Source organism: Novosphingobium sp. HII-3 (assembly GCF_002916655.1).
Taxonomy (GTDB): Bacteria; Pseudomonadota; Alphaproteobacteria; order Sphingomonadales; family Sphingomonadaceae; genus Novosphingobium; species Novosphingobium panipatense.
On the sequence record NZ_PPSM01000066.1, the window covers coordinates 1 to 24,157 of the forward strand.

Annotated in this window: 21 protein-coding genes and 1 pseudogene; 11 read left to right on the forward strand and 11 right to left on the reverse strand. The window is 63.2% G+C overall.

Annotated features, from left to right (window positions below; genetic code table 11):
• Positions 1–524: 524 nt before the first annotated feature.
• Positions 525–707: a hypothetical protein gene (locus tag C2R25_RS20570; protein ID WP_062066092.1), complete on the forward strand. Its 183-nt coding sequence runs from the start codon at positions 525–527 to the stop codon at positions 705–707.
• A gap of 28 nt (positions 708–735) precedes the next feature.
• Here C2R25_RS20570 and C2R25_RS17390 read toward each other — a convergent pair whose 3' ends face one another.
• Positions 736–1,386: a hypothetical protein gene (locus tag C2R25_RS17390; RefSeq protein WP_021246268.1), complete on the reverse strand. Its 651-nt coding sequence runs from the start codon at positions 1,384–1,386 to the stop codon at positions 736–738.
• Positions 1,387–1,507: 121 nt separating this feature from the next.
• Positions 1,508–2,590 (reverse strand): L,D-transpeptidase, encoded by a 1,083-nt coding sequence (locus C2R25_RS17395; protein ID WP_081856543.1) that lies wholly within the window; start codon positions 2,588–2,590, stop codon positions 1,508–1,510.
• Positions 2,591–2,729: 139 nt separating this feature from the next.
• On the opposite strand from C2R25_RS17395, the gene C2R25_RS17400 reads away from it, so the two are divergent.
• Positions 2,730–3,587: a universal stress protein gene (locus tag C2R25_RS17400; protein WP_021690797.1), complete on the forward strand. Its 858-nt coding sequence runs from the start codon at positions 2,730–2,732 to the stop codon at positions 3,585–3,587.
• A gap of 44 nt (positions 3,588–3,631) precedes the next feature.
• The gene (locus tag C2R25_RS17405) at positions 3,632–5,134 is read left to right on the forward strand and encodes a phospholipase D family protein (RefSeq protein WP_103730494.1); all 1,503 of its coding nucleotides are present in this window, start codon (positions 3,632–3,634) and stop codon (positions 5,132–5,134) included.
• A gap of 84 nt (positions 5,135–5,218) precedes the next feature.
• On the opposite strand, the gene C2R25_RS17410 is transcribed toward C2R25_RS17405, so the two are convergent.
• The 7 genes from C2R25_RS17410 to C2R25_RS17440 form a co-directional block, all read right to left on the reverse strand.
• Complete coding sequence (locus tag C2R25_RS17410; RefSeq protein WP_021246272.1) at positions 5,219–5,803, reverse strand: hypothetical protein; 585 nt, start codon at positions 5,801–5,803, stop codon at positions 5,219–5,221.
• Between the two features lie 81 nt (positions 5,804–5,884).
• The gene (locus C2R25_RS17415; RefSeq protein WP_021246273.1) at positions 5,885–6,295 is read right to left on the reverse strand and encodes a DUF2147 domain-containing protein; all 411 of its coding nucleotides are present in this window, start codon (positions 6,293–6,295) and stop codon (positions 5,885–5,887) included.
• A 50-nt stretch (positions 6,296–6,345) separates the two neighbouring features.
• Complete coding sequence (locus C2R25_RS17420; protein WP_021246274.1) at positions 6,346–6,918, reverse strand: HdeD family acid-resistance protein; 573 nt, start codon at positions 6,916–6,918, stop codon at positions 6,346–6,348.
• A gap of 140 nt (positions 6,919–7,058) precedes the next feature.
• Complete coding sequence (locus C2R25_RS17425; protein ID WP_103730416.1) at positions 7,059–8,282, reverse strand: phospholipase A; 1,224 nt, start codon at positions 8,280–8,282, stop codon at positions 7,059–7,061.
• Positions 8,279–9,472 (reverse strand): acetate/propionate family kinase, encoded by a 1,194-nt coding sequence (locus C2R25_RS17430; RefSeq protein ID WP_021246276.1) that lies wholly within the window; start codon positions 9,470–9,472, stop codon positions 8,279–8,281. Before C2R25_RS17430 ends, C2R25_RS17425 begins: the two co-directional genes overlap by 4 nt.
• Complete coding sequence (locus C2R25_RS17435; RefSeq protein ID WP_021690796.1) at positions 9,469–10,890, reverse strand: bifunctional enoyl-CoA hydratase/phosphate acetyltransferase; 1,422 nt, start codon at positions 10,888–10,890, stop codon at positions 9,469–9,471. Before C2R25_RS17435 ends, C2R25_RS17430 begins: the two co-directional genes overlap by 4 nt.
• Positions 10,891–10,893: 3 nt before the next feature.
• Positions 10,894–12,648, reverse strand: coding sequence for an alpha/beta hydrolase (locus C2R25_RS17440; RefSeq protein WP_103730417.1), 1,755 nt, complete (start codon positions 12,646–12,648; stop codon positions 10,894–10,896).
• A 341-nt stretch (positions 12,649–12,989) separates the two neighbouring features.
• Here C2R25_RS17440 and lptB point away from each other — a divergent pair, with 341 nt between their 5' ends.
• Positions 12,990–13,913 (forward strand): LPS export ABC transporter ATP-binding protein, encoded by a 924-nt coding sequence (gene lptB, locus C2R25_RS17445; protein WP_062066091.1) that lies wholly within the window; start codon positions 12,990–12,992, stop codon positions 13,911–13,913.
• Here the strand turns inward: lptB and C2R25_RS21095 are convergent.
• Positions 13,903–14,142 (reverse strand): hypothetical protein, encoded by a 240-nt coding sequence (locus C2R25_RS21095; protein WP_233204112.1) that lies wholly within the window; start codon positions 14,140–14,142, stop codon positions 13,903–13,905. The genes lptB and C2R25_RS21095 overlap by 11 nt on opposite strands.
• Positions 14,143–14,215: 73 nt before the next feature.
• Positions 14,216–14,521: pseudogene (locus C2R25_RS21360) on the reverse strand (hypothetical protein); the annotation flags it as partial.
• A 100-nt stretch (positions 14,522–14,621) separates the two neighbouring features.
• On the opposite strand from C2R25_RS21360, the gene C2R25_RS17455 reads away from it, so the two are divergent.
• From C2R25_RS17455 to C2R25_RS17485, 7 genes are all read left to right on the forward strand, one after another.
• Entirely contained in the window at positions 14,622–16,031 is a 1,410-nt protein-coding gene (locus C2R25_RS17455) for an efflux transporter outer membrane subunit (protein ID WP_103730495.1), read from the forward strand.
• The gene (locus C2R25_RS17460; protein ID WP_021246282.1) at positions 16,028–17,101 is read left to right on the forward strand and encodes an HlyD family secretion protein; all 1,074 of its coding nucleotides are present in this window, start codon (positions 16,028–16,030) and stop codon (positions 17,099–17,101) included. Before C2R25_RS17455 ends, C2R25_RS17460 begins: the two co-directional genes overlap by 4 nt.
• On the forward strand, positions 17,098–19,848 hold the full coding sequence (gene rbbA, locus C2R25_RS17465) for a ribosome-associated ATPase/putative transporter RbbA (protein WP_021246283.1): 2,751 nt from the start codon (positions 17,098–17,100) through the stop codon (positions 19,846–19,848). Before C2R25_RS17460 ends, rbbA begins: the two co-directional genes overlap by 4 nt.
• Position 19,849: 1 nt before the next feature.
• Positions 19,850–20,974 carry an ABC transporter permease gene (locus tag C2R25_RS17470; protein ID WP_021246284.1) on the forward strand — a complete coding sequence of 375 codons (1,125 nt, stop codon included), beginning with the start codon at positions 19,850–19,852 and terminating at the stop codon, positions 20,972–20,974.
• A gap of 351 nt (positions 20,975–21,325) precedes the next feature.
• Positions 21,326–22,060: an autoinducer binding domain-containing protein gene (locus C2R25_RS17475; RefSeq protein ID WP_233204114.1), complete on the forward strand. Its 735-nt coding sequence runs from the start codon at positions 21,326–21,328 to the stop codon at positions 22,058–22,060.
• A gap of 193 nt (positions 22,061–22,253) precedes the next feature.
• The gene (locus tag C2R25_RS17480) at positions 22,254–23,039 is read left to right on the forward strand and encodes a type IV toxin-antitoxin system AbiEi family antitoxin (RefSeq protein ID WP_021690794.1); all 786 of its coding nucleotides are present in this window, start codon (positions 22,254–22,256) and stop codon (positions 23,037–23,039) included.
• 4 nt (positions 23,040–23,043) lie between these two features.
• Positions 23,044–23,964: a nucleotidyl transferase AbiEii/AbiGii toxin family protein gene (locus tag C2R25_RS17485; RefSeq protein ID WP_021690793.1), complete on the forward strand. Its 921-nt coding sequence runs from the start codon at positions 23,044–23,046 to the stop codon at positions 23,962–23,964.
• Positions 23,965–24,157 lie beyond the last annotated feature (193 nt).

Below are 24,157 nucleotides of genomic sequence, written 5' to 3' on the forward strand. Positions count from 1 at the left end.
ACAACCAACATCCCTGTACCCGCCGTCCGGAACCCAAACGGCGGCGCTTCTCATGATGAGATGAAGGGGGTCAATTTTAGACGCCGATCACCCCGCTAAGGGGGTCAATTTTGCACGCCGCTCCACAGGGATCGATTTCGGAATCCGTCTTCTTGCGAAACTTCGGGGTGAAGAGACTGCAAAAATTACGTAACTCGCGATCGAATATGATCCAGCCCCCCGTTCGATACGGGTCGTCCACGTAATGCGAGTCCTGAACTAATCGCGACAGCGCGTGCGATTATGGGTGAGGATGCGGCCTATCAGGCCGCTTTGATCGCTGCGGAACGTCGCGTATGAGTGAGAGGCGCGTTAGAGGGGCTTACAAGCCGCATCAGCTTCCAGCCCAGGAAATAGCGGAACGGGAGCCGAACTGGGCAAGGATAACTTGCACTGCGTCGCTCAATAACTGCGGCAATCCCCATTCGGATAACGGAAACCGAGCGTATATTGCGAGATGAAGCGATACGGCCTTCCGCTCGAACATGATCGCCGTCGCTGGACAATGGAAGCCGTGGACCGAAAGGGAGGTCCACGAAATCGTAGCCCGATCACGGGAAAGGAATTATCTTTCCCGATTGCTGACCCACATGCTTGCCGTTTTTCGCTGGCGGATGATCGAACAAGATTGGCGGCGCCTCCTCTCGCTGCTTGCTCCGTCAAAGTGAGCGGTTTCGCGCGGGCATCGTCCCCAGTCTACCGTTTCGGCGCCTTTGGGCGCTGCGCGCGGATTTCCGCCAGCAGCACGCCAAGATATTTCTCAGCTTCGGCAGCTTCGCTTTCGGGATAGGCGGCCGTCATGCGTCCGCTCCAATAGCCATAGTCGACTGTCGTCAGGCTGGAACGCCATGGTTTGCCGTCGCGATAGCCGGTGAAAGTTCCGCGATAGGCCTTGAGGCGGCGATTGGTTGGGATCGTCGCCGGTCCTTCCGACACGATGGTCGGCGCGGCAAAATGGGACATCGTAGCCTGACGCATGATCATATAGTGGTCGCGTGGCGGCATCTGGTCGATATGGACCACCGCCATCCGCACCACGATGCGATCGTCGCCGGTGCCGAGTGGCCGGTCGTAGCCGATGGCGATATACTCGCCGCCCGGATCGAATGCCCGTTCCCTGAGGCGGGTAAAGCCCTCGAATTCCTCCGGGAAGCGCAGGCCGCTGGCCACGTGGACAAGAGTTGTGCCGTCCGGCGCCAACTCAAATCCGTCGGGTACCGCGATTGCCGTGGCGTCGGCCGAAGGCGGCGCAGCGGGCGCGGTTTCAGCCAGTGACGGAGCCGCCGAGGACAGCCCCAGCAGGATGGCGGCGGCAAGGGAAACTGGAACGCGCAATGATCGGGACATCGAAGTCAAATCCTCTGGTGAGTATGTCGTAATTAGGCCGGTCTTCGCAATTACGGCAGGGGATTGTTTGGAATCAGGCGGTAAGACGCTGCGATGGACGCGAAGTCGGGATTGCACAACGTCATCGTTCGTTTGTATCCGCTTGGGCATCCTCGCCCGTGAGCACGGTCAGGGATGTGCCTGTACTCCCGCTTTCGAGGGTATCGGCCGTGACGATCAGCGTGCTTCCCGGTTTGAGCACCGACAGCAGGCCCCGTCTGAAGTCCTCGGGAAGGATTAGCCGCTCCCGGTCCTGCCGCGAGACTTCCCCCGTCTGTGCACCGCCAAATACAGGGAGGAACATCCAATGCGTCCCGTGTTCGTCGATGGAGGCGAGGTTGAAGGCCTGAAGGCCGGAGATCTTGCCGCGGATGGCGACAGGCGCCGAACCGATTTCGATGCCGTTTCGCAACACCACGGCGCGCTGGTCCGCCGCGCTGACGATTATGGAGATCGGCCCTGTGAGTGCTTTCTCTGGCTGCCAGACCGTCAAAAAGGCATTCCCGAACGACGAGCGCCGGGCCGTATCCTGCAGGATACGGGGAGCTGGGGCAAAGCGCGGAATCTCGCTTGCCTGCGTGATGATGACCGTCAGGCCAAGCTGCGTGACATCATAGAGGTGCTCGGCGAACGTCAGGGGAAACCGGATGCATCCGTGCGAGGCGGGATAGCCCGGAAGATTGCCGGCGTGCATGGCAATCCCGTCCCAGGTGAGGCGCTGCATGTAGGGCATCGGCGCGTCATTGTAGAGGTTCGATCTGTGCGCGACTTTCTTTTGGAGGATGGTGAAAACCCCGGTGGGCGTTTCGTGGCCGGCTGCGCCGGTGGAAACGGTCGAGATGCCGATCAGGACGCCGTTGCGATAGACATAGGCCCGCTGCCTGGCGAGGCTGACGATGATGACCACCGGACCATCGGGAGCCGCTTCGGGCGCCCACAGGAACTCTCCTGGCCGTAACGCTTCCACGCTCGCCGCGATCGATCCTGGATCAAGCGCCATAGCGCGGATCGGAGCGGCGGTCAGGCAGAGCGCGGCAGTCATGGTGCCGGCAAGAAGCGTTCGGCGCGAGAAGCGTGTCGATGGTGCGTGGGATGCGCCGGCCGTTGCCACGGCAGTGAGCGTCGGGGTTCGCAATATGATGTCTGGTGTTGTGATCTTATCCATCCTCTTCTGATCAGGCCATAATATCGGTCTGCTTCGCGACGGCCAGCGAATCCTTGCCGAAGAACATTTCTGTCCGTCCTGCAAATACACGGCGACACGTTCCTTGGTTGGCGGACCACTGCTGCTATGTTGCGTCGATATGACCCCGCGAACGATTCTGTTTCCAACCGATTTTAGCGGTCGCTGCGACCGAGCCCGCGACCGCGCGATACAGCTGGCGAGCGAGTGGCGCGCACATCTGGTTCTTCTCCATGTTCAGAGGGATCCCGATCCCGCAGACATGCTCGACGGACTGCAGGCTGCCGAGAGTCGCCTTCATGCCCGCTTGCGGGCGGAGGTGGCGGACCCGGATATTCCGGTCGAGACACGCCTCGCCACCGGCGCCGTCTCGCAGGCGGTGCTGGAAGCGTCAACCGCATGCGGGGCGGATCTCATCGTGACCGGCATCTCGCGCCATGACGATATCGGGGATTTCCTGATCGGCACGACCGTGGAGCGCATGATACGCCATGCTCATGCGCCGGTGCTTATCGTGAAGGAAAAGACTCAGCACCACTATCGCCGGGTCTTGGTCGCAACCGATTTCTCCGGCTGCTCGGCCCAGGCGCTTCGCACGGCCATGGCCGCATTCCCCGCTGCCGAGATCACTCTCGTTCACGCCTATCACGTGCCGCTGGAGGCACTTCGGGGCCGGGAAGGGCCGGCAGCTGCGCTGCAGGCCAGGATAGCCTATGATCTGGATGCCTTTCTGGACAGGACCGATCTGCCCGCCGACGCACGCGACAGGCTGGATATCAATGTCGACTATGGCGAGGTTTGCGAGGTTGTCCGCAATCATGTGAAGCTGAGCGAAACCGACCTGGCCGTGATCGGAACGCACGGTCGATCGGCCCTGACGGTGGCGGTGCTCGGCAGCACGGCGCGGGCGCTGCTCAGCCGTCTCGATTGCGATGTCCTGCTCGTGCGCCAGCAGCCGCAGGCGGATGCTGCCGTCTGATCCGGATCGTCATCCTTGCCTGCCTGGGCTTCGTCGCGGCGTCGATGCTCGCGACCTGGGTCTACGGCCTGTTCGCCAGTCGCGCGCAGGGGGAGCCTTCCTACGCACTGTCGATCGAACGCGGCCGGACGCCGCTCGATCAGCGTATTGGCGCCACGACGGATGCGCACCCCGGTGAGAGCGGCCTGCTTTTGCTGGACGAGAATCTCGACGCCTTCGCGGCACGTGGATTGTCGGCGCGCAAGGTCGAGCGCTCGCTCGATCTGATGTATTACATCTGGCACGACGATCTGACCGGCCGCCTTCTTCTGGCCGAGGCCCTGTCCGCGGCCGATCGCGGCGTCAGGGTGCGGATCCTGATCGACGACATCGGCACCAGCCATACATCTGATGCGATGATCGCCATGGCGCATCATCCGCATATCGAGATCCGTATCTTCAACCCGACCCGGGCGCGGCAGGGCGGCTTGCGGCGCGGCATCGAAATGATGCTGCGCGCCTTCAGCGTGACCCGGCGCATGCACAACAAGGCCTGGATCGCTGATGGCCGCGTCGCCATCCTTGGCGGGCGCAATATCGGCGACGCCTATTTCGATGCCGCGACGCAAACCAATTTCCGCGACATGGACGTGCTGGTGATGGGGCCAGCCGTCGCCCAGACGGAGAAGATCTTCGACGATTACTGGAACAGCGGCCTGGCGTTGCCGGTCGATAGGCTTTCGCCCTTGAAAGATCCTGGCGTGGCGCTGACGCGGATCGCCGCCGAATTGAGCAACGCTGCCAATGAGGCTGCCGCGCGCCCCTATCTGGAGCGCATCGCCAAACGGCTCTCGCTTCTCGATCCCGAGACCACGCGGCCCGACTGGACTCGCGCCGCCCGCGTGATCGCCGATCCGCCGCGCAAAGTGCTGGGCAAGGAGGGCAAGAACTGGCTGATGCACGACCTGCTGCCGGTCTTCGATGCGGCGCGGGAAAGGCTTGAAATCACTTCGCCCTATTTCATCCCCGGCGAGGAAGGCACGGCGGCGCTCGCCGCGATTGCGGCAAAGGGGGTTTCGGTCTCGGTCCTGACCAATTCTCTTGCGGCAACCGATGTCGCCGCGGTCCATGGCGGTTATGCGCGCTACCGTGTTCCGCTGCTCGAGGCAGGGATCAAGCTCTGGGAATTGTGGCCCGAGCATCAGGAGCGGGACTTTTCCCTGCGAGGATCGAGCCGGGCAAGCCTGCACACCAAGGCTTTCACTGCCGACGGGCATATGGGGTTCATCGGCTCGATGAACCTGGATCCTCGTTCGGCTTCCCTCAACACGGAAATGGGCGTCCTCTTCGAGTCCGAGGCCCTGGCCCGGAAGATGGCTGCCATCTGGCAGCGCGATACCGCGCCCTCCCGCAGCTATGAGGTCTGTCTGACGTCGGATGGCGACGTGGAATGGGCCGGGAGCCGGAACGGCGTGCCCGTCCGATACGACCGGGAACCGGAAGCCTCGTTCTGGCGCAGACTAACCGCACAGGCCATTGGCCTTCTGCCGCTGGAATCGCAGCTTTGACCCAAGCAGGCTTTCGGCGCCGTCTTCAATTTTGCGTGTTGCCGACGAATGGACCGTCTGCGACGGGGACCTGTTTCCTTGAGATCATGCGCTTGAGCGCGGATCGTTGTCGGAGCGCAGAAATCTGCTCCAGTCGATCTGGGCGAGCGCAGCAAGCAGGATGATCATGCCGATCTGCATCGCGATGCCCCACGGACTGGTGAGGCGCTCGGTAAAGACGTCACCCAGGCTCGATTTGCGGATCACGCCTGCTGTCGCGGCATAGATCGAATAGGAGACGAGACGCCCGACGAAAAACGCTGCTGTGAACTTCCCCAGCCTGATACCCGCAAGGCCGGCCGCTTCGAACAGTTGCGCCGAGGGAAGCGGAGAGAGAGCGAACAGTGCGAGCCCGAAAATCGCGCTTTTCGGTCGGTCCTCGACGACTTTTTTCGCTGCTTCGAGGTTGCGCTTTTGTTTCGCGGGCAAATAGTCCTTGAGAAATCGAAAGCCCCAGGCAAGCAGCAAACGTCCAAGAGCGGCCGCGAGCGCGCCAATGAACACGATCAAGGCGACAGGCAGATCGGTCGTCAGGCCATAGAGAACGATGATCGACCATGTCGGGGGACCGAACGCGGGCAACAGGTTGATACCAAGGACGATCAGGAAGAGAATCAGGCACGCGGTCATTTCGCCTTCGGCGTTATCGCATTTGCGCAGGGTCAGCGAGCCGGATGGGAGAGATGTCTTTCAGCCTGTCAATCCATGCGTCTACTTCTCGACGCGCGTCCAGATCTGCGACCGGCACCCGATGCGCCCGACGAGGCAGCCGTTCGCCTCGAGCCTGTTGCTGTCGAGTACCGTGACGCGCCCGGTGAAGGTCCGGCCGATATCGGGCACGAAAACGCGGCCGCGCCACACGCCGGGCTGCTCCTGCTCGAAATCACGAAACAGCTGTGCGCCCACCAGAGGATCCGGGCTGCCCTTGCGCGCATCGGCTTTCGCCTTGTCGTTAGCCCAGACGACGACACCGCACATCCTGTCGTCGCACGGTTGCGCGCGGATATGCACACTGTTTGCAGGGTTGCGCCAGATAGTCCCGGAAATGCTCGATGCCGGAGCATTTCCGACCGTTGCCGCCAGGATGAGCAAGACCGAAAGCGGTTTGTATCCTCCGATCATCCTGGCGTTTCCTTTGTTGTTCGGGGCAGGGCACCCTTGCCGCACTAAGTCTATAGCTTACCGATGCGGCGCAGACCCATGGCGAGGATGATGAGGAAGGTTCCTCGCAGCAGGAAGCTCAGGCCGACCGCCAATGCCAGGAAGGCAAGTCCGGTCGCGGGATCGCTGAACAGGAGGAGACCGCCCAGAACAGTGTCGAGAACGCCGAGTAGCAGGCGCCAGCCCCGGTCATGCGCAGACTGGAATGCGCCGACGATTTCGAAAACGCCGATGATGAGCAACCAGGCGCCGATCAGCGCGACGAGCGTCAAGGCCCCGGCGAAGGGATTGAAGAAAGTGATGGCGGCCGCGACGAGGCTCAGCACGCCGAGGAGGATCTCGATCCAGCGTGCGCGCCGGGAGAGCGAGGACAACCCGGCCGCGATAGCCAGTATTCCGTATATGAGGAGCGCCACGGCAAGGAAAACACCTGTCGCGAAGCCCGTCGCGATTGGGTTGAGGAGCGCAAAAACGCCGATCAGGATCACGAGCAGCCCATAAGCCAGGACCCAGCCCCAACTGGTCTCCAATGCCGGGTCGGCCATACCATAGGGGCTGGAATAGCGCCTCGATTGTGACGGCATGTGAAGGGCTCCTTCTTGGTGACTCGGAACTTTTGCTGTGAGCGTGTCGACTATTGCCAGAGTGCAACCTCAAGTCGAGCAGGAAGCGCTGATGTCGCAGGAGGCGTCGCTCAAGTGCGTGATGTGCATGAAGGCGGGTTTCAACGCACCAGTGCCACGCCCAGACGAAAACGGGTCGTATGGCGATCATAGTCGAGCAGATTCTCGCCATAGCCGATGAAGCTCTGGCCGAAGAGATAGAAGTCGGGTCCCCCACCCAATAGCCGCGAGAGCGGATAGGAAAGATCGGCGGCGAGTGCGCCTTTGCCGCTGGAGACGCTGAACCGCGTGGATGTCGTAAGGCGTAGGCCGTCATCTTTCCCGACTTCCAGGAAGAGCGAGCTATTGCCCCTGTAGCGGCGGATATCGGGATTGTCGGATTTGTCGCCGACAAGGAGGGAGAAGCGCGGAGCTACCGACAGGCGATAGCCGCCGCCCAGTGGGAAGGCGGCCATCGGCGCCACATAGAGCGTGTTGAGGCTGCGGGAATCGAGACCGGAGCGACCGTTGGATTCATGGCGAAAGCCGCCCTGTGCGCTCAGCGAGATGCCGCGTGTCAACGTAGCTGAAGGGGTCAGGTAGAAGAGTTCCGGCTGATAGTCGATGTTACGAAAAGGCGAGGAATCCGCGCCAAGATCCCAGAACATGCGCTGGGTATAGGCAAAATGCAGTCCGTCGCGCCAGGAAAGTGGCAAGCCCTGGGCGCGTCTCGTTCTGAAAATCTGATATTTGAAGCTGATCTGGATGCGTGCGGCGCTGTCGGTGCTCGGACCATAGACAGCATAGATCGGTTCATAGGCCGACAGGTTGGCGAAAAAGGCGTTGCCCGCCGACCGGTCCGAGGGAGGCGGCACAGCCTTGTTTTCCAACCCCGGCGCGTTGGGAGGCCCGGATTGCGCGGAGGTGTTCGTGGCTATTTGCGCCCCTCGGTCTGCGGGCCGCAATGCCAGCGTGATCTGCCGCGTGCCCCATGCGGGAACGGAGATCGCGGCGCCTTCCAGCGACAGATTGGTCCTCCGCGCAAGCCGGTAGGTCGCGCGCGTGAAACCGCCAGGTGGAATGATCGGGTTTGGAGGCGTCGTCGCCATGCGCTCCAGCCAGACGGTGCGAGAGACGCCGCTCTGCTCCACCTGCGCTTCGATGCGGTCCGGAAGGGCCATGCCCTGCGGATCGCCGCTGTCATTGAGCAGGCGCAGATCGACCAGAACGGCGCCGGTTTCGTCCTCCTGCCCGGCATCGCTGATCAGGATTTCGACGGGCGATGCGGCATGAGCCGCGGCAGGGGTGGCAAGCGCGATGGCGGCAAGGCTTATCGCGCGCCTCATGATGGATTCTCCCCCAGCACATGCAAGGTGTGGAGCGCGATCATCCGTTCCTCGTCGGTGGGAATGACGCGCACCGCGACATGGCTGCCGGGCGTGCTGACAAGCGGGGCGCCGGCAGCGTTCGCCTGTTCGTCGAGTTCCACGCCCAGCCATGCGAGGCGTGCGCAGATACGCTGGCGCATCGCGGCGTCGTTCTCTCCGATCCCGGCGGTGAAGACGATGCCGTCCAGCCCGCCCATCGACGAGGCGAGCGCGGCCGTCTCGCGCGCGGCGCGCCAGGCGAACAGCGCCATCGCCTCTTCCGCTTCCGGCGCATCGCTGGCCGCGAGCGCCCGCATGTCGCTCGACAGGCCGGACACGCCGAGCAGGCCGGACTGCCGGTAAAGCATGTCCTCCACATCGGCCGCGCTCATGCCCATGCGGAGCTGAAAGTGCAGGATCACGCCGGGATCGATAGTGCCGCAGCGCGTGCCCATCACCAGGCCGTCGAGCGCAGTGAAGCCCATGGTCGTATCGACGCTCCTGCAGTCCCGCATGGCGCAGAGGCTGGCCCCGTTGCCCAGGTGCGCCGCGACCACGCGGCCCGCGGCCAGCGCCGGGTCGATCTCCGCGAGACGCATTGCGACATATTCATAGGACAGGCCGTGAAAGCCGTAGCGGCGGATGCCCTGATCGTGGAACTTGCGCGGGATGGCCAGGCGCGAGGCGACGTCCGGCTTGTCGTGGTGGAAGGCCGTATCGAAGCAGGCGACCTGCGGCAGGTCGGGTTTCAGCTTCGCGATCGCGCGGATCGCCGCGAGGTTGTGCGGCTGATGCAGCGGGGCGAGGGGGCACAGCGTTTCCAGCCTGTCCAGCAGGTCGGCATCGACCAGGCGGGGCGTGACGAAGTCCAGGCCGCCATGCACCACGCGATGGCCGATGGCGATCACGTCCCGCCCTTCCAGCGGATGATCTCCCGCCCAGGCGAAGAGGTCCGCCAGGAGATCCGCATGGCTGAGCGCTGCGCCGTCCGGCCAGTCCCGCTCGATGAGGATTTCTCCCGTCGCGGAGCGGGCCCGCAGGCTGGGCGCGATGCCGATCTTCTCGATCTTGCCGCCTGCCGAGAGCGTCAGCCCGTCCCGGCCATCGAGCGTGAACAGCGAGAACTTGATGCTGGACGAACCGGAGTTGATCGCGACGACGGCTTTCATGCGCTCGCCGTCCCCGGCAGGCCGGGCGCGGCCTTGGTGGCGGCGCGCGCCATCAGCACCGCGACCGCGCAGGAGGCGAGGCGGGTGCGCAGGCTGTCGGCCCGGCTGGCGAGGATGATCGGCACGCGCGCGCCCAGCACGATGCCTGCCGCGTCCGCACCGCCCAGAAAGGTGAGTTGCTTGGCCAGCATGTTGCCAGCCTCCAGGTTTGGCACGACGAGAATTTCCGCTTTGCCCGCCACCGGCGAGACGATGCCTTTCTCCTTCGCGGCGGCTTCGCTGATCGCATTGTCGAAAGCCAGGGGTCCGTCCAGCACGCCGCCCGTGATCTGACCGCGATCGGCCATCTTGCACAGGGCAGCGGCGTCGAGTGTGGATTGCATCGCGGGATTGACAGTCTCCACGGCGGAAAGGATCGCCACTTTCGGTTCCGCGATGCCGATGACATGGGCAAGGTCGATGGCGTTGCGGATGATGTCCGCCTTCTCCTCGAGTGTCGGCGCGATGTTGATCGCGGCATCCGTGATGATGAGCGGTGTCGGATGGTTCTGGACGTCCATGACATAGGCATGGCTGATCCGGCGCTCGGTTCGCAGGCCCGTGGCGGAGCGCACGATGGCGCCCATCAATTCGTCGGTATGGAGCGAGCCTTTCATCAACAGCTTCGCTTCGCCGCCGCGCACCAGGTCCACGGCCTTTGCCGCCGCTTCGTGGCTATGGGCGGCGGATACGATGCGGAAAGGCGAAATGTCCTTGCCGGCGTCTTCGGCCGCCTTGCGGATCTTCGCTTCCGGCCCGACCAGGATCGGCATGATGAGATTGGCTTCGGCGGCTTCAATCGCGGCCAGCATGGCGGCCGCGCTGCAGGGATGAGCCACCGCCGTCGGTTCCGGCACGCCATTGGCGGTCATCTCGATCAGCTTGCGGTAGCCGTCATGGTCGCGCAGGCTGACCTCCGGCAGCGCCGCACGGGGGCGGCGGACCTTCTCGGCCGGCGCCTTGACTTCGGCCTGGCCGCTGATGACTTCCTCGCCGTCCTGGTTGACGCAGCGGCAATCGAACAGGATATCATGGTGCGCGCGTTTTTCCGCCACCGTCACCGACGCCGTGATCGTGTCGCCAAGGCCTACCGGCCGCGTGAACTGCAGCGACTGGCTGAGATAGATCGCGCCGGGGCCGGGCAGTTCGGTGCCCAGCACGGCGGAGATGAGACCGCCGCCCCATAGTCCGTGCGCGATGACGCGGCGGAACATGTCGGTCGCGGCATAGTCGGCGTCCATATGCGCCGGGTTCACGTCGCCGGACACGAGCGCGAAAAGCTGGATGTCCTCTTCGGTCAGCGTGCGCGAGATACTGGCGGTATCGCCCACTTTTATCTCGTCGAAGGTGCGGTTCTCGATCATGGTTCCGTCAGTCATTGCTCAATGCTCCAGCACATAATGGCCGGGAGCATCGGCGATCGCCGCATAGCCCTTGTCCGCTGCGCCCATGGGCGGCGGCGCACCAGGTTCTCCCGAACGCGCGGCCAGCCATTCTCCCCACGCCGTCCACCATGAGCCTTGCTTTTGCTCGGCGCGGCTTGCCCATTCTTCGGGATCGTAGGAGGTGCCGTCGACCTCGCGGGTCAACACGCGGTAGCGGCGGCCCTTGTGGCCCGGTTCCGAAACGATGCCGGCATTGTGCCCGCCGCTGGTCAGGACGAAAGTGATCTCGGCCCCGGTCAGCAGGTGGATCTTGTGGACGGAATGCCATGGCGCGACATGATCGCGCTCGGTTCCGACCACGAACAGCGGTTTGCGGATGGAGGCAAGGTTGATGGTTCGCCCATCCACCCGGTATTTTCCTTCGGCCAGGTCGTCGTCGAGGAACAGGCGGCGCAGATACTGGCTGTGCATGGCATAGGGCATCCGTGTGCCGTCGGCGTTCCAGGCCATGAGGTCGTTCATCGGTTCGCGCTCGCCCATCAGGTAGGTGGCGAGCACACGCGACCAGACCAGATCGTTGGAACGCAGGATCTGGAAGGCGCCGCCCATCTGGCTGCTGTCCAGATAGCCCCGGCTCCACATCATGTTCTCCAGCAGGTTGAGCTGGCCTTCGTCGATAAACAGGCCCAATTCCCCCGGCTCGCTGAATTCCGTCTGTGCGGCCAGCAGTGTGACGCTGGCGAGCCTGTCATCTCCGTCGCGCGCCATGGCCGCGGCCGCGATCGAGAGCAGCGTGCCGCCCAGGCAATAGCCCATGGCATGGATGCCCGTCGCGCCGGTGATCGCCGTCACCGCATCGAGCGCCGCCATCGGTCCGAGGTGCCGGTAGGCGTCCATGTCGAGGTCACGGTCGGCACTGCCGGGATTGTGCCACGAAATCATGAACACGGTGAAGCCTTGCGCCGTCAGCCAGCGGACCAGCGAGTTCTCGGGCGACAGGTCGAGAATATAGTATTTCATGATCCACGCGGGCACGATCAGGATTGGCTCGGGCCGCACGGTGTCCGTGGGCGGTTCATACTGGATCAGTTCGATCAGCTTGTTGCGGTAGACGACCTTGCCTTTGGCCGTGGCGACGTTTTCGCCCACGCGAAAGGCTTCGGCGCCGACCGGCGGCAGGCCGCGCGCCATGTGCTGCATGTCCTCGACCAGGTGCCGGAAGCCGTCGACCAGGCATTGGCCACCTGTTTCCGCGATCTTCTGTTGGAGAACGGGATTGGTGGCGAGAAAGTTGGTCGGCGCGAGCATGTCCAGCATCTGCCGTGCGGCGAATTCCACCATGTCTTCATGATGTTTCGAGACACCGCCAATGCCTGTCGTCGCGGCGTGCCACCATTGCTGGTTGAGCAGGAAGGCCTGAGCGACGAGATTGAAAGGTAATTCTTTCCAGGCGGGATCGGCGAAGCGCCGGTCCTGCGGCAATGGTTCGATGGCCGGTTCGGCCTCGCTGTCTTCCATGCGGCGCTGCAGATAGTCGAAAAGCCGGGCATGCTTGCGGATGGCCTTGGCGCCAAGCTGCATTTGTTTGCCCGGCGACGTGGCGAGATGAATCCCCCAATCGGCCATGGCAAGCAGGAGCGTGGCCGGCGAAAGGCCGAAAGTCGTCTGCGCGATGGCCGCCGATGCCGTGCGGTCGAGCGTTTCGCTGATTCCGTCCAGCGGATCGTCGGAAGGCGGAGGGGACGTGGCCATGACTATATACTCCGAGTTCCGCTGGAAGGTGCCTCGTCTCTCCGACAGGATTCCACAGCAGATGTTTGGGCCGCCCCTCCCGGTTCTTCTTATGCCGAACGGTACTGCATAGGTAAGATAGAATGCAAGCCGCACGGAGCTTGGTTGCGACCGGACGGCTGTCTGACGGCCAGTCGCAACCGCGGGCGCGGGGATATTCGGCCATGGCCTGCTGGAGAAAAAGGAGCCTCAATCATTGAGCGTAAAGCCACTAGGTATAGTTCACGATGGCGATGCATTGCCTGGAGATACAGTGTACGGCGGTCGTCATCCCGGGCAATTTTGCGGGAAATTGAAGGAGAATGGATGATCCGCGAGATCGCCATGATGGCAGCGGTTGCGCTGGTGCTGGCCGGCCGGGATGGAGACGCGTACTGACCCGGCTTTTGAGGGACCTTGGCGGAAATCTCGGGCATGATGCCCAACTCGTATCGCCGGCCGCGCGTTCGGAGAGCGAGCCGCTTGCGCCCGCGTCAATCGGACCGGTCGCAGTCGAGCGCGCGCCGACGGTTCTTTCGATCGCCGGGATCGAGAAGTCCTTTGGCAAGCGGAAGGTGCTTGACGATGTCGCGCTCGAAGTGCGGGCAGGCGAAATCGTGGGGCTTCTGGGGCCAAACGGGGCCGGCAAGACGCTCTGCTTCTATGCGATTGCCGGCCTGATGAGCGTGGATGCCGGCAGGATCGAGATTGGCGGTCAGGATGTCACCGCGCTTCCCATGGATCGAAGAGCGAAGCTGGGCCTCGGCTATCTTCCCCAGGAAGGATCGATCTTCCGCGGCATGACGGCTGCGGAGAATATCGCGGCCGTGCTCGAACTGCATATCGCCGATCGCGATGTAGCTGCCGCGCGGCTCGATGAACTTCTTGCCGAGTTCAATATCGCCCACATTCGCGACGTTCCCGCACAGCGGTTGTCCGGCGGGGAACGCAGGCGCTGCGAGATCGCCAGGGCCATGGCGGCCGCGCCCTCGGTCATCCTGCTCGATGAACCGTTCGCGGGCATCGATCCCATGTCGATCGCCGACGTCAAGGCGATGGTGCGAAAGCTCAAGCGAGAAGGCGTGGCGATCCTTCTGACCGACCACAATGTGCATGAGATGCTCGAACTGGTCGAGCGGGCCTATATCATCGATCAGGGCAGGATGCTGTTCGAGGGCGGCCCAGAAGCGGTACTCGACAACCCCGAAGTCCGGCATCGCTATCTTGGCGAGGGCTTCAGGATGTGAGGCGGTTACCGCGCCCTTCGTTCAGGAACGGAATGGCCTTTGCCATGAGGTCGAGCGCTCGCTCGATATAGGCAGCCTTTGTCCGGGTGGTGTTGTGCAGATCATGGCGCTGCAGGATGCGCTGGCGCGGCACGGTGACCAGCGCGTCGAAGAGAAAAGCAGCGAGGAACGGAAGATCGCCTGCTTCCTCGAGGGACCGATGCCGCGATCGGATCGAGATAGCGGGCAAGGCCGTGTTCCATGGCGGCGACGAGCAGGGCGAGCTTTGAGCCGAAGCGGGAATAGAGCGTTCGCTTCGATGTCTGTGCGGCGGCGGCGATAGCTTCCATACTCGTACCCTCGACGCCGCCGGCGATGAATTGGGCAAGCGCCGTCTCGAGGATATGATGTCCAAGCCGGGCTGCGACCTCCTGTGGCGGCCTTCCTCCCCTGGGATCGCGGGCAGGCAGACGCGAGCCGGTTCCCGATGCGGCGCCGTCATCTTTCATGAATCGCTCGCGGCCCATCGCTGCTTCATTCCAGCTTTCGCGCTTGATCGGCAAGTGATACCGGGCAATATCAAAACCACTAAGTGTAGATACTAATAGTCCGGAGAGGTGCTTGCCCATAGGCGTACCGCCTGTTTGAACCAGAATGGAACCGGACTAGATGGCTCGCAGCGCTCATATTACTGGCCGTTTATGCGGGTTCCGGGCCGTCATGGCGGCGATGATCGTGCCATCTTTCCTGTCCGGCTGTTCCTTCGCGCCGCCCAATGTCCGGCCGGCCCAGCCGGTGCCGCAGGACTATCCCGCGCCAGCCGCGCTGGGCGCGTCCATCGCGCGGATCGGTTGGCATGATTTCTTCCGGGAAGAGCATCTGCGTGCGCTGATCGCGGCCGCGCTGGAGAACAACCGCGATATCCGTATCGCCGCGGCCCGCGTCGATCAGGCGCGCGCGGCCTGGCGTATCGAGGGATCGGCGCTCTATCCCGAACTCAACGCCGTCGGCACCGGCACGCGGGGTCGTTCCATCATCAGCCTGCCGGGCGCAGGCACGCAGAGCTATGACATCAAGCAGGTCACCGCGCAGGTGAGCGCGAGCTGGGAAATCGATTTCTGGGGCCGTCTGCGCAACCTGAACGACGCCGCGCGCAATCGTTATCTGGCGACGGAAGAGGCGAAGCGCGCCGTTGCCACCGGCCTGATCGCGCAGGTCGCCAATGGCTATCTGCTGGAGCGCGAATATGAGGAACGCCTCGCGCTTGCCCGGCGGACGATCGTCACGCGCGAGGACTCACTGCGGATCATGCGCCGCCGCTATGAAGTCGGGTCCGGCTCGAAGCTCGAAATGACCCAGGCGCAGTTGCTGCTGGCGCAGGCGCAGGATGCGCTGCAAGCGCTTGAGCAGGACCGCGACGTGAACCGCAACGCGCTGGCGCTGCTGGTCGGGCGGCCCGTGGAGATCGTGCCTGGGCCCCTCGGTCTTGCCGAAACCGGACCGGATATCGCCCTTCCGCCGGGCTTGCCCTCCGACCTTCTGGTCAACCGGCCTGATATCGTGGCGGCGGAATATCAATTGCGGGCGGCCAACGCCGATATCGGCGCGGCGCGGGCGGCGTTCTTTCCCAATATCAGCCTGACGGGTGCCTTCGGCACGGCGAGTTCCGATCTCGACGGGCTGTTCGGCGACGGGAGCCGCGCGTGGAGCTTCACCCCGACGATCGCCCTGCCGCTGTTCAATGCGGGCCGCCTTTCCGGCAACCTCGATCTGGCGAAAGCGCGGCAGGTCGAAGCCGTGGCCAGCTATGAAAAGACCGTGCAGGGCGCGTTTCGTGATGTTTCCGACGCGCTGGTCCGGCGCCGGCAACTGGCGTTGCGGATCGACACCGCGCGCAGCTCGCTGGACGCCTTGCGCGAACGGGCTCGGCTGGCCGGGTTGCGGTTCGACAACGGGCGTTCGGCCTATTTGGAAGTGCTGGACGCGCAACGCGACCTTTTCGACACCGAACAGGCGCTGATCCAGTTGCGCCGCGCTCATCTGGCGAGCGGCATAGCCCTCTACGCGGCGCTTGGCGGGGGCTTTCCCGCCGAAGTCGTCCACGACAGCAACGATCAAGGCGGAGAACACAGGCGATGACGGCGTCCCGGAAGACATGGCTCATCAGGGGCGGCATCGCGGCGGCGCTCGTCGTTGTAGCTCTGCTCCTTTGGCAGGTGCTCAAGCCCGGCGATTTGCCCGAAGGCATCGTCGGCGGTAACGGCCGGATCGAAGCGGTTGAAATCGACGTTTCCGCCAAATCGCCCGGCCGCATCCGCGAAATCCTGGTCGACGAAGGCGCGTTCGTGCAGGCGGGGCAAGTCGTCGCCCATATGGATACGGACGTGCTGAGTGCCCAGAGGGCCGAAGCCGAAGCGCAACTGGCGCAGGCGCTGAACGGCATCCAGATCGCGACCAGCCAGGTCGCGCAGCAGCAGAGCAACCGGGCGGCGGCTCTCGCCGGCGTCCGCCAGCGTGAGGCGGAGCTGAACGCGGCGCGCAAGCGGCTGGCGCGATCGGAAACGCTGGCGCGAGAAGGTGCGACCGCCGTGCAGGAACGGGATGACGATCAGGCCCGCGTCGAAGGCGCGGCGGCGGCAGTGGAGGCCGCTCGCGCCCAACTCGCGGCCGTCGACGCGGCGATCACGACGGCGCGCAACCAGGTGATCGGCGCGCGTTCGCAGGTCGATGCCGTGCGCGCCACCATCCAGCGGATCGAGGCCGATATCCGCGACAGCGACCTCAAGGCGCCGACGGCCGGCCGCGTGCAATATCGCGTCGCCCAGCCGGGCGAAGTCGTGGGTGGCGGCGGGCGCGTGCTCAACCTGGTCAATCTGGGCGACGTCTACATGACCTTCTTCCTGCCGGAAACGGTCGCGGGCAAGGTGGCGCTGGGCAGCGATGTACGCATCGTGCTCGATGCGCTTCCGGATCGTGCGATCCCTGCGAAAGTCAGCTTCGTTGCCGATGTGGCCCAGTTCACGCCCAAGACGGTGGAGACGCAAAGCGAGCGCCAGAAACTGATGTTCCGCGTGAAGGCGCAGATCGATCGCAAGTTGCTCGATCGCTATATCACCCAGGTCAAGACCGGCCTTCCGGGCATGGCCTATGTGCGGATCGATCCGAAATCCGAATGGCCCGCGAAACTGACCGTCAACGTGCCGCAATGACGGAAGCTGTCGCCCGCGTTTCGGGCGTGAGCCTGCATTACGGCAAGGTGCTGGCGCTCGATGATGTGAATCTTGAAATCCCCGCCGGGCGCATGGTGGCGATGATCGGCCCGGACGGCGTCGGCAAGTCCAGCCTGTTTTCCCTGATCGCGGGCGCGCGAGCCATCCAGGAGGGCCGGGTCGAGGTGCTGGGCGGCGACATGGCCGAGGCCCGCCACCGCAACGCCGTGTGTCCGCGCATCGCCTATATGCCGCAGGGGCTGGGCAAGAACCTCTATCCTACGCTCTCCATCGACGAAAATCTCGAATTCTTCGGGCGGTTGTTCGGGCAGGACGCGGCCGAACGCGAGCGCCGCATTGCCGACCTCACCGAAAGCACGGGCCTCGCGCCGTTCCGCAAGCGCCCGGCGGGCAAGCTTTCGGGCGGCATGAAGCAGAAGCTCGGCTTGTGCTGCGCGCTCATCCACGATCCCGATTTCCTGCTGCTGGATGAGCCGACAACCGGCGTCGATCCCATGTCGCGCGCGCAATTCTGGGATCTGATCGACCGCATCCGCGCGAACCGCCCGCACATGAGCGTGCTGGTCGCCACGGCCTATATGGAAGAGGCCGAACGCTTCGACTGGCTAATCGCGATGGACGCGGGAAAGGTGCTGGCCACCGGCACCGCAGCCGACTTCTATGCACGCACCGGCGAACAGTCGCTGGAACAGGCGTTTATCTCGATGCTTCCCGAGGAGCGCCGCCGCGGGCACAAGCCGGTGGAGATTCCGCCGCGCAGCGACGGCGGCGAGGCCGAGATCGCCATCGAGGCGCAGGGGCTCACCATGCGTTTCGGTGATTTCACGGCAGTCGATCATGTCGATTTTCGCATCGAGCGCGGCGAGATCTTTGGATTCCTCGGCTCCAACGGCTGCGGCAAGTCGACCACCATGAAGATGCTGACCGGCCTGCTGAAAGCCAGCGAAGGCCAGGCCTGGCTGTTCGGCCGCGAGGTCGAGAATGACGACATGGCGACGCGCCGGCGCGTTGGCTATATGAGCCAGGCCTTCTCGCTCTACTCGGAACTGACGGTCCGGCAGAACCTCGAGCTGCATGCCCAGCTCTTCCATGTTCCCGCCGGGGAAGTGCCGGCCCGCGTGAGGGAAATGGCGCAGCGGTTCGGCCTGGATGGCATCATGGATGCGTTGCCCGGCGCCTTGCCGCTGGGCCAGCGCCAGCGGCTCAGCCTAGCCGTCGCCATGATCCACAAGCCGGAAATGCTGATCCTGGATGAACCGACGTCCGGCGTCGATCCGATCGCGCGGGACCAGTTCTGGCAGATGATGATCGACCTGTCCCGGCGCGACAAGGTGACGATCTTCATTTCCACGCACTTCATGAACGAAGCGGAGCGGTGCGACCGCATATCGCTGATGCATGCGGGCAAGGTGCTGGTCAGCGACACCCCCGCCGCCATTGTCGAGAACCGCGGCGCGGCGGACCTGGAAGAAGCGTTCATCGCCTATCTTCAGGATGCGAGCGGCGAGACGCCGACAGAAAAGAGGGACGATCCGGTTCCTGCGGGCGCGCCTGCCGCGGCCGATCAGGACATTTCGGCTGCACCGGCCCGCTCCCCATGGTTCATGCGGCGCCGGATGATGAGCTATGCCCGGCGCGAAGGGCTGGAATTGCGCCGCGATCCCATCCGCGCCACCCTGGCCCTGCTGGGCAGCGTCATCCTGATGTTCATCATGGGCTATGGCATCAGCATGGACGTGGAGGACTTGCCGTTCGCCGTGCTGGACCGCGACGGCACGACCACCAGCGAGAACTACGTCCTCAACCTGGCCGGATCGCGCTATTTCATCGAACGGCCGCCGATCACCGACTATAGCCAGTTGGACCGGCGGATGCGCTCGGGCGAACTGAGCGTGGCCCTGGAGATTCCGCCCAATTTCGCGCGCGACCTGCGCCGGGGCGTGCCGGTGCAGATCGGTGTATGGGTCGATGGCGCCATGCCGCAGCGGGCCGAGACCGTGCAAGGCTATGTCCAGGCCCTGCATGCCCACTGGCTCAGTGAAATGGCCGTGCAGGAAACAGGTGCGCGGCCATCGATGGGTCTCGTCAATATCGAGCTGCGCTATCGTTACAATCCGGACGTGAAAAGCCTTGTAGCCATCGCGCCGGCCGTGATTCCGATGATGCTGCTCTTGTTCCCGGCGATGCTGACGGCTTTGAGCGTGGTGCGGGAAAAGGAGCTGGGTTCCATCGTCAATTTCTACGTGACGCCGATCAGCAAGGTGGAATTCCTGCTGGGCAAGCAGCTTCCCTATGTCGCGCTCGCCATGCTGAACTATGTCTTGCTGGTGTTCCTCGCCGTCACGATGTTCGGTGTGCCGTTGACGGGCAGTTTCCTCGCGATGACGCTGGGCGCTCTCTTCTATACGCTGTCGGCGACGGCCATCGGCCTGCTGTTCTCCATCTTCATGCGCAGCCAGATTGCCGCGATGTTCGCCACCGCCATCGGCACGATCCTGCCCGCCGTGCAGTTTTCCGGCCTGATCAACCCGGTGTCCTCGCTCGAGGGGGCGGGCGCGGTGATCGGATCGATATATCCCGCGACCTGGTTCGTCACCATCTGCCGCGGCGTCTTTTCCAAGGGGCTGGGCTTCGCCGACCTCTGGCCTGACCTTCTCGTGCTGTTCGCGACGTTTCCCGTCATCCTGGCGCTGTGTGTCGCGTTGCTGCGTAAGCAGGAGAGCTGATATGCGCCACGCGGCCAACATCTACCGGCTCGGCATCAAGGAACTGCGCAGCCTGTGGCGCGATCCGATGATGCTGTTCCTGATCCTCTATTCGTTCTCGGTGGGGATCTACGTCGCGGCAACCGCCATGCCGGAAACGCTGCACAAGGCGCCTATCGCGATCGTCGATGAAGACCAGTCGCAGCTTTCCAGCCGGATAACCGGCGCCTTTTATCCGCCGCACTTCACGCCCCCTTCGATCGTGGGACTGAACGAAGTGGACAAGGGGCTGGATGCCGGGCGCTATACGTTCGCTCTCGACATCCCGCCCGATTTTCAGCGAGACGTACTTGCGGGACGCCAACCCGGCTTGCAGCTCAACGTTGACGCTACGCGGATGAGCCAGGCTTTCACGGGTGGCGGCTACATCCAGCAGATCGTGCAGGGCGAAGTTGCCGAATTCATGAAAGGCACGCGTGCGAGCACGCCGGTCCCGGTCGAGCTGGCGCTGCGCGTGCGGTTCAATCCTACGCTGGCGCAAAGCTGGTTCGGCGCGGTCATGGAAATCATCAACAGCGTCACCATGCTGTCGATCGTGCTGACGGGCGCGGCCCTGATCCGCGAGCGCGAGCACGGCACGATCGAACACCTGCTAGTGATGCCGGTGACGCCGTTCGAGATCATGGCCAGCAAGGTCTGGGCCATGGGGCTCGTTGTCCTGGTCGCCTGCGCTTTCGCGCTTTTCGTGATGGTGGAAGGGGTACTGTCCGTTCCCGTCGAAGGGTCGATCGCGCTGTTCCTCGCCGGAGCGGGGCTGCACCTGTTCGCCACGACCTCCATCGGCATCTTCATGGGGACGATCGCGCGCTCCATGCCGCAGTTCGGCTTGTTGCTGATGCTGGTGCTGCTGCCGTTGCAGATGCTGTCCGGCGGTTCGACGCCGCGCGAAAGCATGCCGGAGTTCGTCCAGACGGTCATGTTGGCCGCGCCCACCACCCATTTCGTGAAGATGGCGCAGGCCATCCTTTACCGGGGCGCGGGCTTTGACGTGGTCTGGCCCCAGTTCCTGGCTATCATTGCTATCGGCGCGATCTTCTTCGCCATTGCGTTGGCGCGGTTCCGGCGAACCATCGGCACGATGGCGTGAGGAGGCAGTCGAATGTCAGAACACCAAATTGCGTGGGACATCGTAACGATGCTTCAGAATAACGATTGCCGAACGGTTCCGCGCAGGTTTCGCAGGAGAATAATACCGGCGGCGGTGTCGCGGATCCTGAGCCAGGTTTTCGAAACAGCGAATCCACGATTGCCCTAGCAGCCTCACGCGTCAGCCATAGCGCTGGCTGACGGCTGTGAATGCCCCCTATCTCCCATAGGTATCACAACGGCCTCTTCTGGCACGTTTGCCGGTGCACGGCCAACACAACCCAAGGAGGATGCCATGTATGTCAATGCCAGAATGCGTGAGACACTCTCACGCTTCAATGCCGCTTCTTCAATGGAAGCGCTGCTCGCCGCCTTAGCTGATGCCGCCACGAAAATGGGCTTCCCCTATGTCGCGATGATCCAACATGGCGGCCTCCCACGCTTGGTCGAACGGGCGCTGGTTATTACCAACTATCCGGCGGAGTTCGTGCGTTTCTACACCGAGAGCCACGCGTACGTCATCGATCCAGTCTATGAGGTGAGCCAGTTGCTGGACCGCCCGTTCAGCTGGGACGAGATTCCCGGTTATGTCGATCTCACAGGCACACAATCAGCCCTGTTCGAAGAAGCGCGGCTGCGTGGTCTCGTCCACGGTGTCACCGTGCCGCTCCACATACCGAGCGAATCCCATGCGTCTTGCACTTTCGCACGCGCGGAGCCGATCATGGCTTCGCCATCGCTACTGACGACGCTCCACATCGTCGCTGCCTTCGGGTTCAAGGCGGGCCTCAGACTACATCATGCCTCGCGCGGACATGACGTACCCAGGCTCACGCGCCGCGAAGCTCAATGCACGGCATTGGTCGCCGTCGGCAAGAGCGATTGGGAGATCAGCCAGATACTCGGTCTGAGCGAGACCTCGGTGCGCTATTTCGTCTCCCACGCAAAGCAGCGTTACGGCGTCTACAAGCGCTCAGAGCTTGTCGCCAGGGCGCTCATCGACGCGCAGATCCTTCGAAACGACCAAGGGATCATTGAGGCTGGACCCCGCCGCCCGCGCCACAGGGCGAAACGGCGCAGTCCTTGACAGTCCTGTCGGTGTCGCCGTGTTGCGCATCCCGTCAATTGGCCCGCGAACCGCCATGCCTAGGGCAGATAAGTGTATTGACCTACGGTCGCACGATCCAGTTTGCCGAGCTCTGATAATGCCAAGCAAGGCTTAGCCAATTTCGAAATTAATAAACTCGACAGTAGTTTCCCAATCTGTCAAAATGCATAGCATGGCTTCGCAAACATTAGGAAAATTAAACCGGCTGCAACGGGATCTCCCAGAGAGCCTGCTGGTCGACGCGGCATGGATGGAAGCCCATGGTTACTCATCATCGCTGCGGAGCCAATATGTTCGCGCGGGATGGCTCGATAGCCCGACCCGGCGCGTCTATCGCCGCTCGCGTGGACCGCTCACCTGGGAACAGGCCGTTATCTCACTGCAATCCCTGTTGGACCTGCCTTTGACAGTTGGCGGGCGCACAGCGCTCGAACAGCAGGGCTACGCTCATTATCTCTCCATAACGGTGCGCGAAGTCCATCTCTATGGGCCAAGCCGGCCGCCGACATGGCTCGACAGCCTGCCACTCGATGTCTCGTTCCGCTGGCATAACAGCCTCCGGCTGTTTCCAGTCGACGGCGAGATTCCTCCCGAGCCTGCGCCCCGGATGTCCAGCACCGCCGGCACGACCTTGCCGATCCGCTGTTCGAGCAAGGAACGCGCCGTTCTCGAACTGCTCGATGAGCTTCCCCATGAGAGCTTCCATCAGGTCGACATGCTGATGGAAGGAATGAGCGACCTCAGCCCACGTCGCCTTCAGACACTTCTTGAGGCGTGCGCGAGCGTAAAAGTGAAGCGTCTCTTCCTCTTCTTCGCGGATCGCCATGGCCATGCCTGGCGTTCGAAGCTCGATGTTTCCCGCCTGGATCTCGGATCGGGCAAACGCGTCCTGGTCAAAGGAGGGAAGCTCGACCGGCGCTACAACATCACCGTGCCCTCCGACCTGGCGGGAGAATAGCTGTATGGCGTTTCTCGACGGCTACCGGAGACAGGTCGCTCTTCTTCTGCGTGTTATGCCTCACGTCGCGAAGGAGGATATCTTCGCGCTGAAAGGCGGAACAGCGATCAATCTGTTCGTGCGTGACCTGCCGCGACTTTCGGTGGACATCGACCTCACCTATCTGCCGATCGAGGACCGCGCGACCTCGCTCGCCACGATCGATGCGGCGATGCTGCGGATCAAGGAACGCATCGAGGAAGGACTGGTCGGAGCCAGGATTCATGCGTCGCGTTCCGCTGACGAAAAAATCGTCACCAAGCTCATCGTTCGTGCGGATGATGTGCAGATCAAGATCGAGGTCACGCCAGTGTTGCGCGGGACGGTCTATGATCCCGTCGTTATGGGTGTCGTTCCCGCAGTCGAGGACGCCTTTGGTTTTGCTGAGATTCAGGTGGTGTCCTTCGCCGATCTCTATGCGGGAAAAATCGTGGCGGCGCTCGACCGGCAGCACCCTCGCGACCTCTTCGACGTCCGCGACTTGCTGGCGAACGAAGGCGTCACAGACGATTTGCGACGTGCATTTCTCGTCTACCTCGCCAGCCATAATCGCCCGATGGCCGAGGTTCTCGCTCCCGCCCGTAAACCGCTCGCCGAGGAGTTCGAGCGCGGTTTCGTCGGAATGACTCACCAGCCGATCACTCTGGCGGAACTGGAATCAGCGCGTGAAGACATCATCGCGCGCATGGTTGCCGGGATGCCTGACACTCATCGGCAATTCCTTGTCGGCTTCAAGCGTGGTGAACCGGACTGGGCGCTTGCGGGCATTGATGAGGCGAGGCGACTGCCCGCGGTCTTGTGGAAGCAACGTAACCTGGACCGGTTGGACCCTGGCAAGAGGCAGGAGCTTGTTGCCGCGTTGGAGAAGCAATTGCTGCCGGGATAGGTCAGGCGCCCCTCCGACGCCTGCAGGTCAGCCTGTTTGCGGCGAGCAGCGCGGAAGGGTGGTGGTTAGGTGAAGTGCGGGAGCAGCGAGGAAAGGGTGGAGGTGATGGGAGAGGGAGCCGCTCGCGTTTGGGACCAGCAGGTACATTGAAGGCTTACGGTTCGACATGGATTTTGGCGGAATGGCCGGGCAA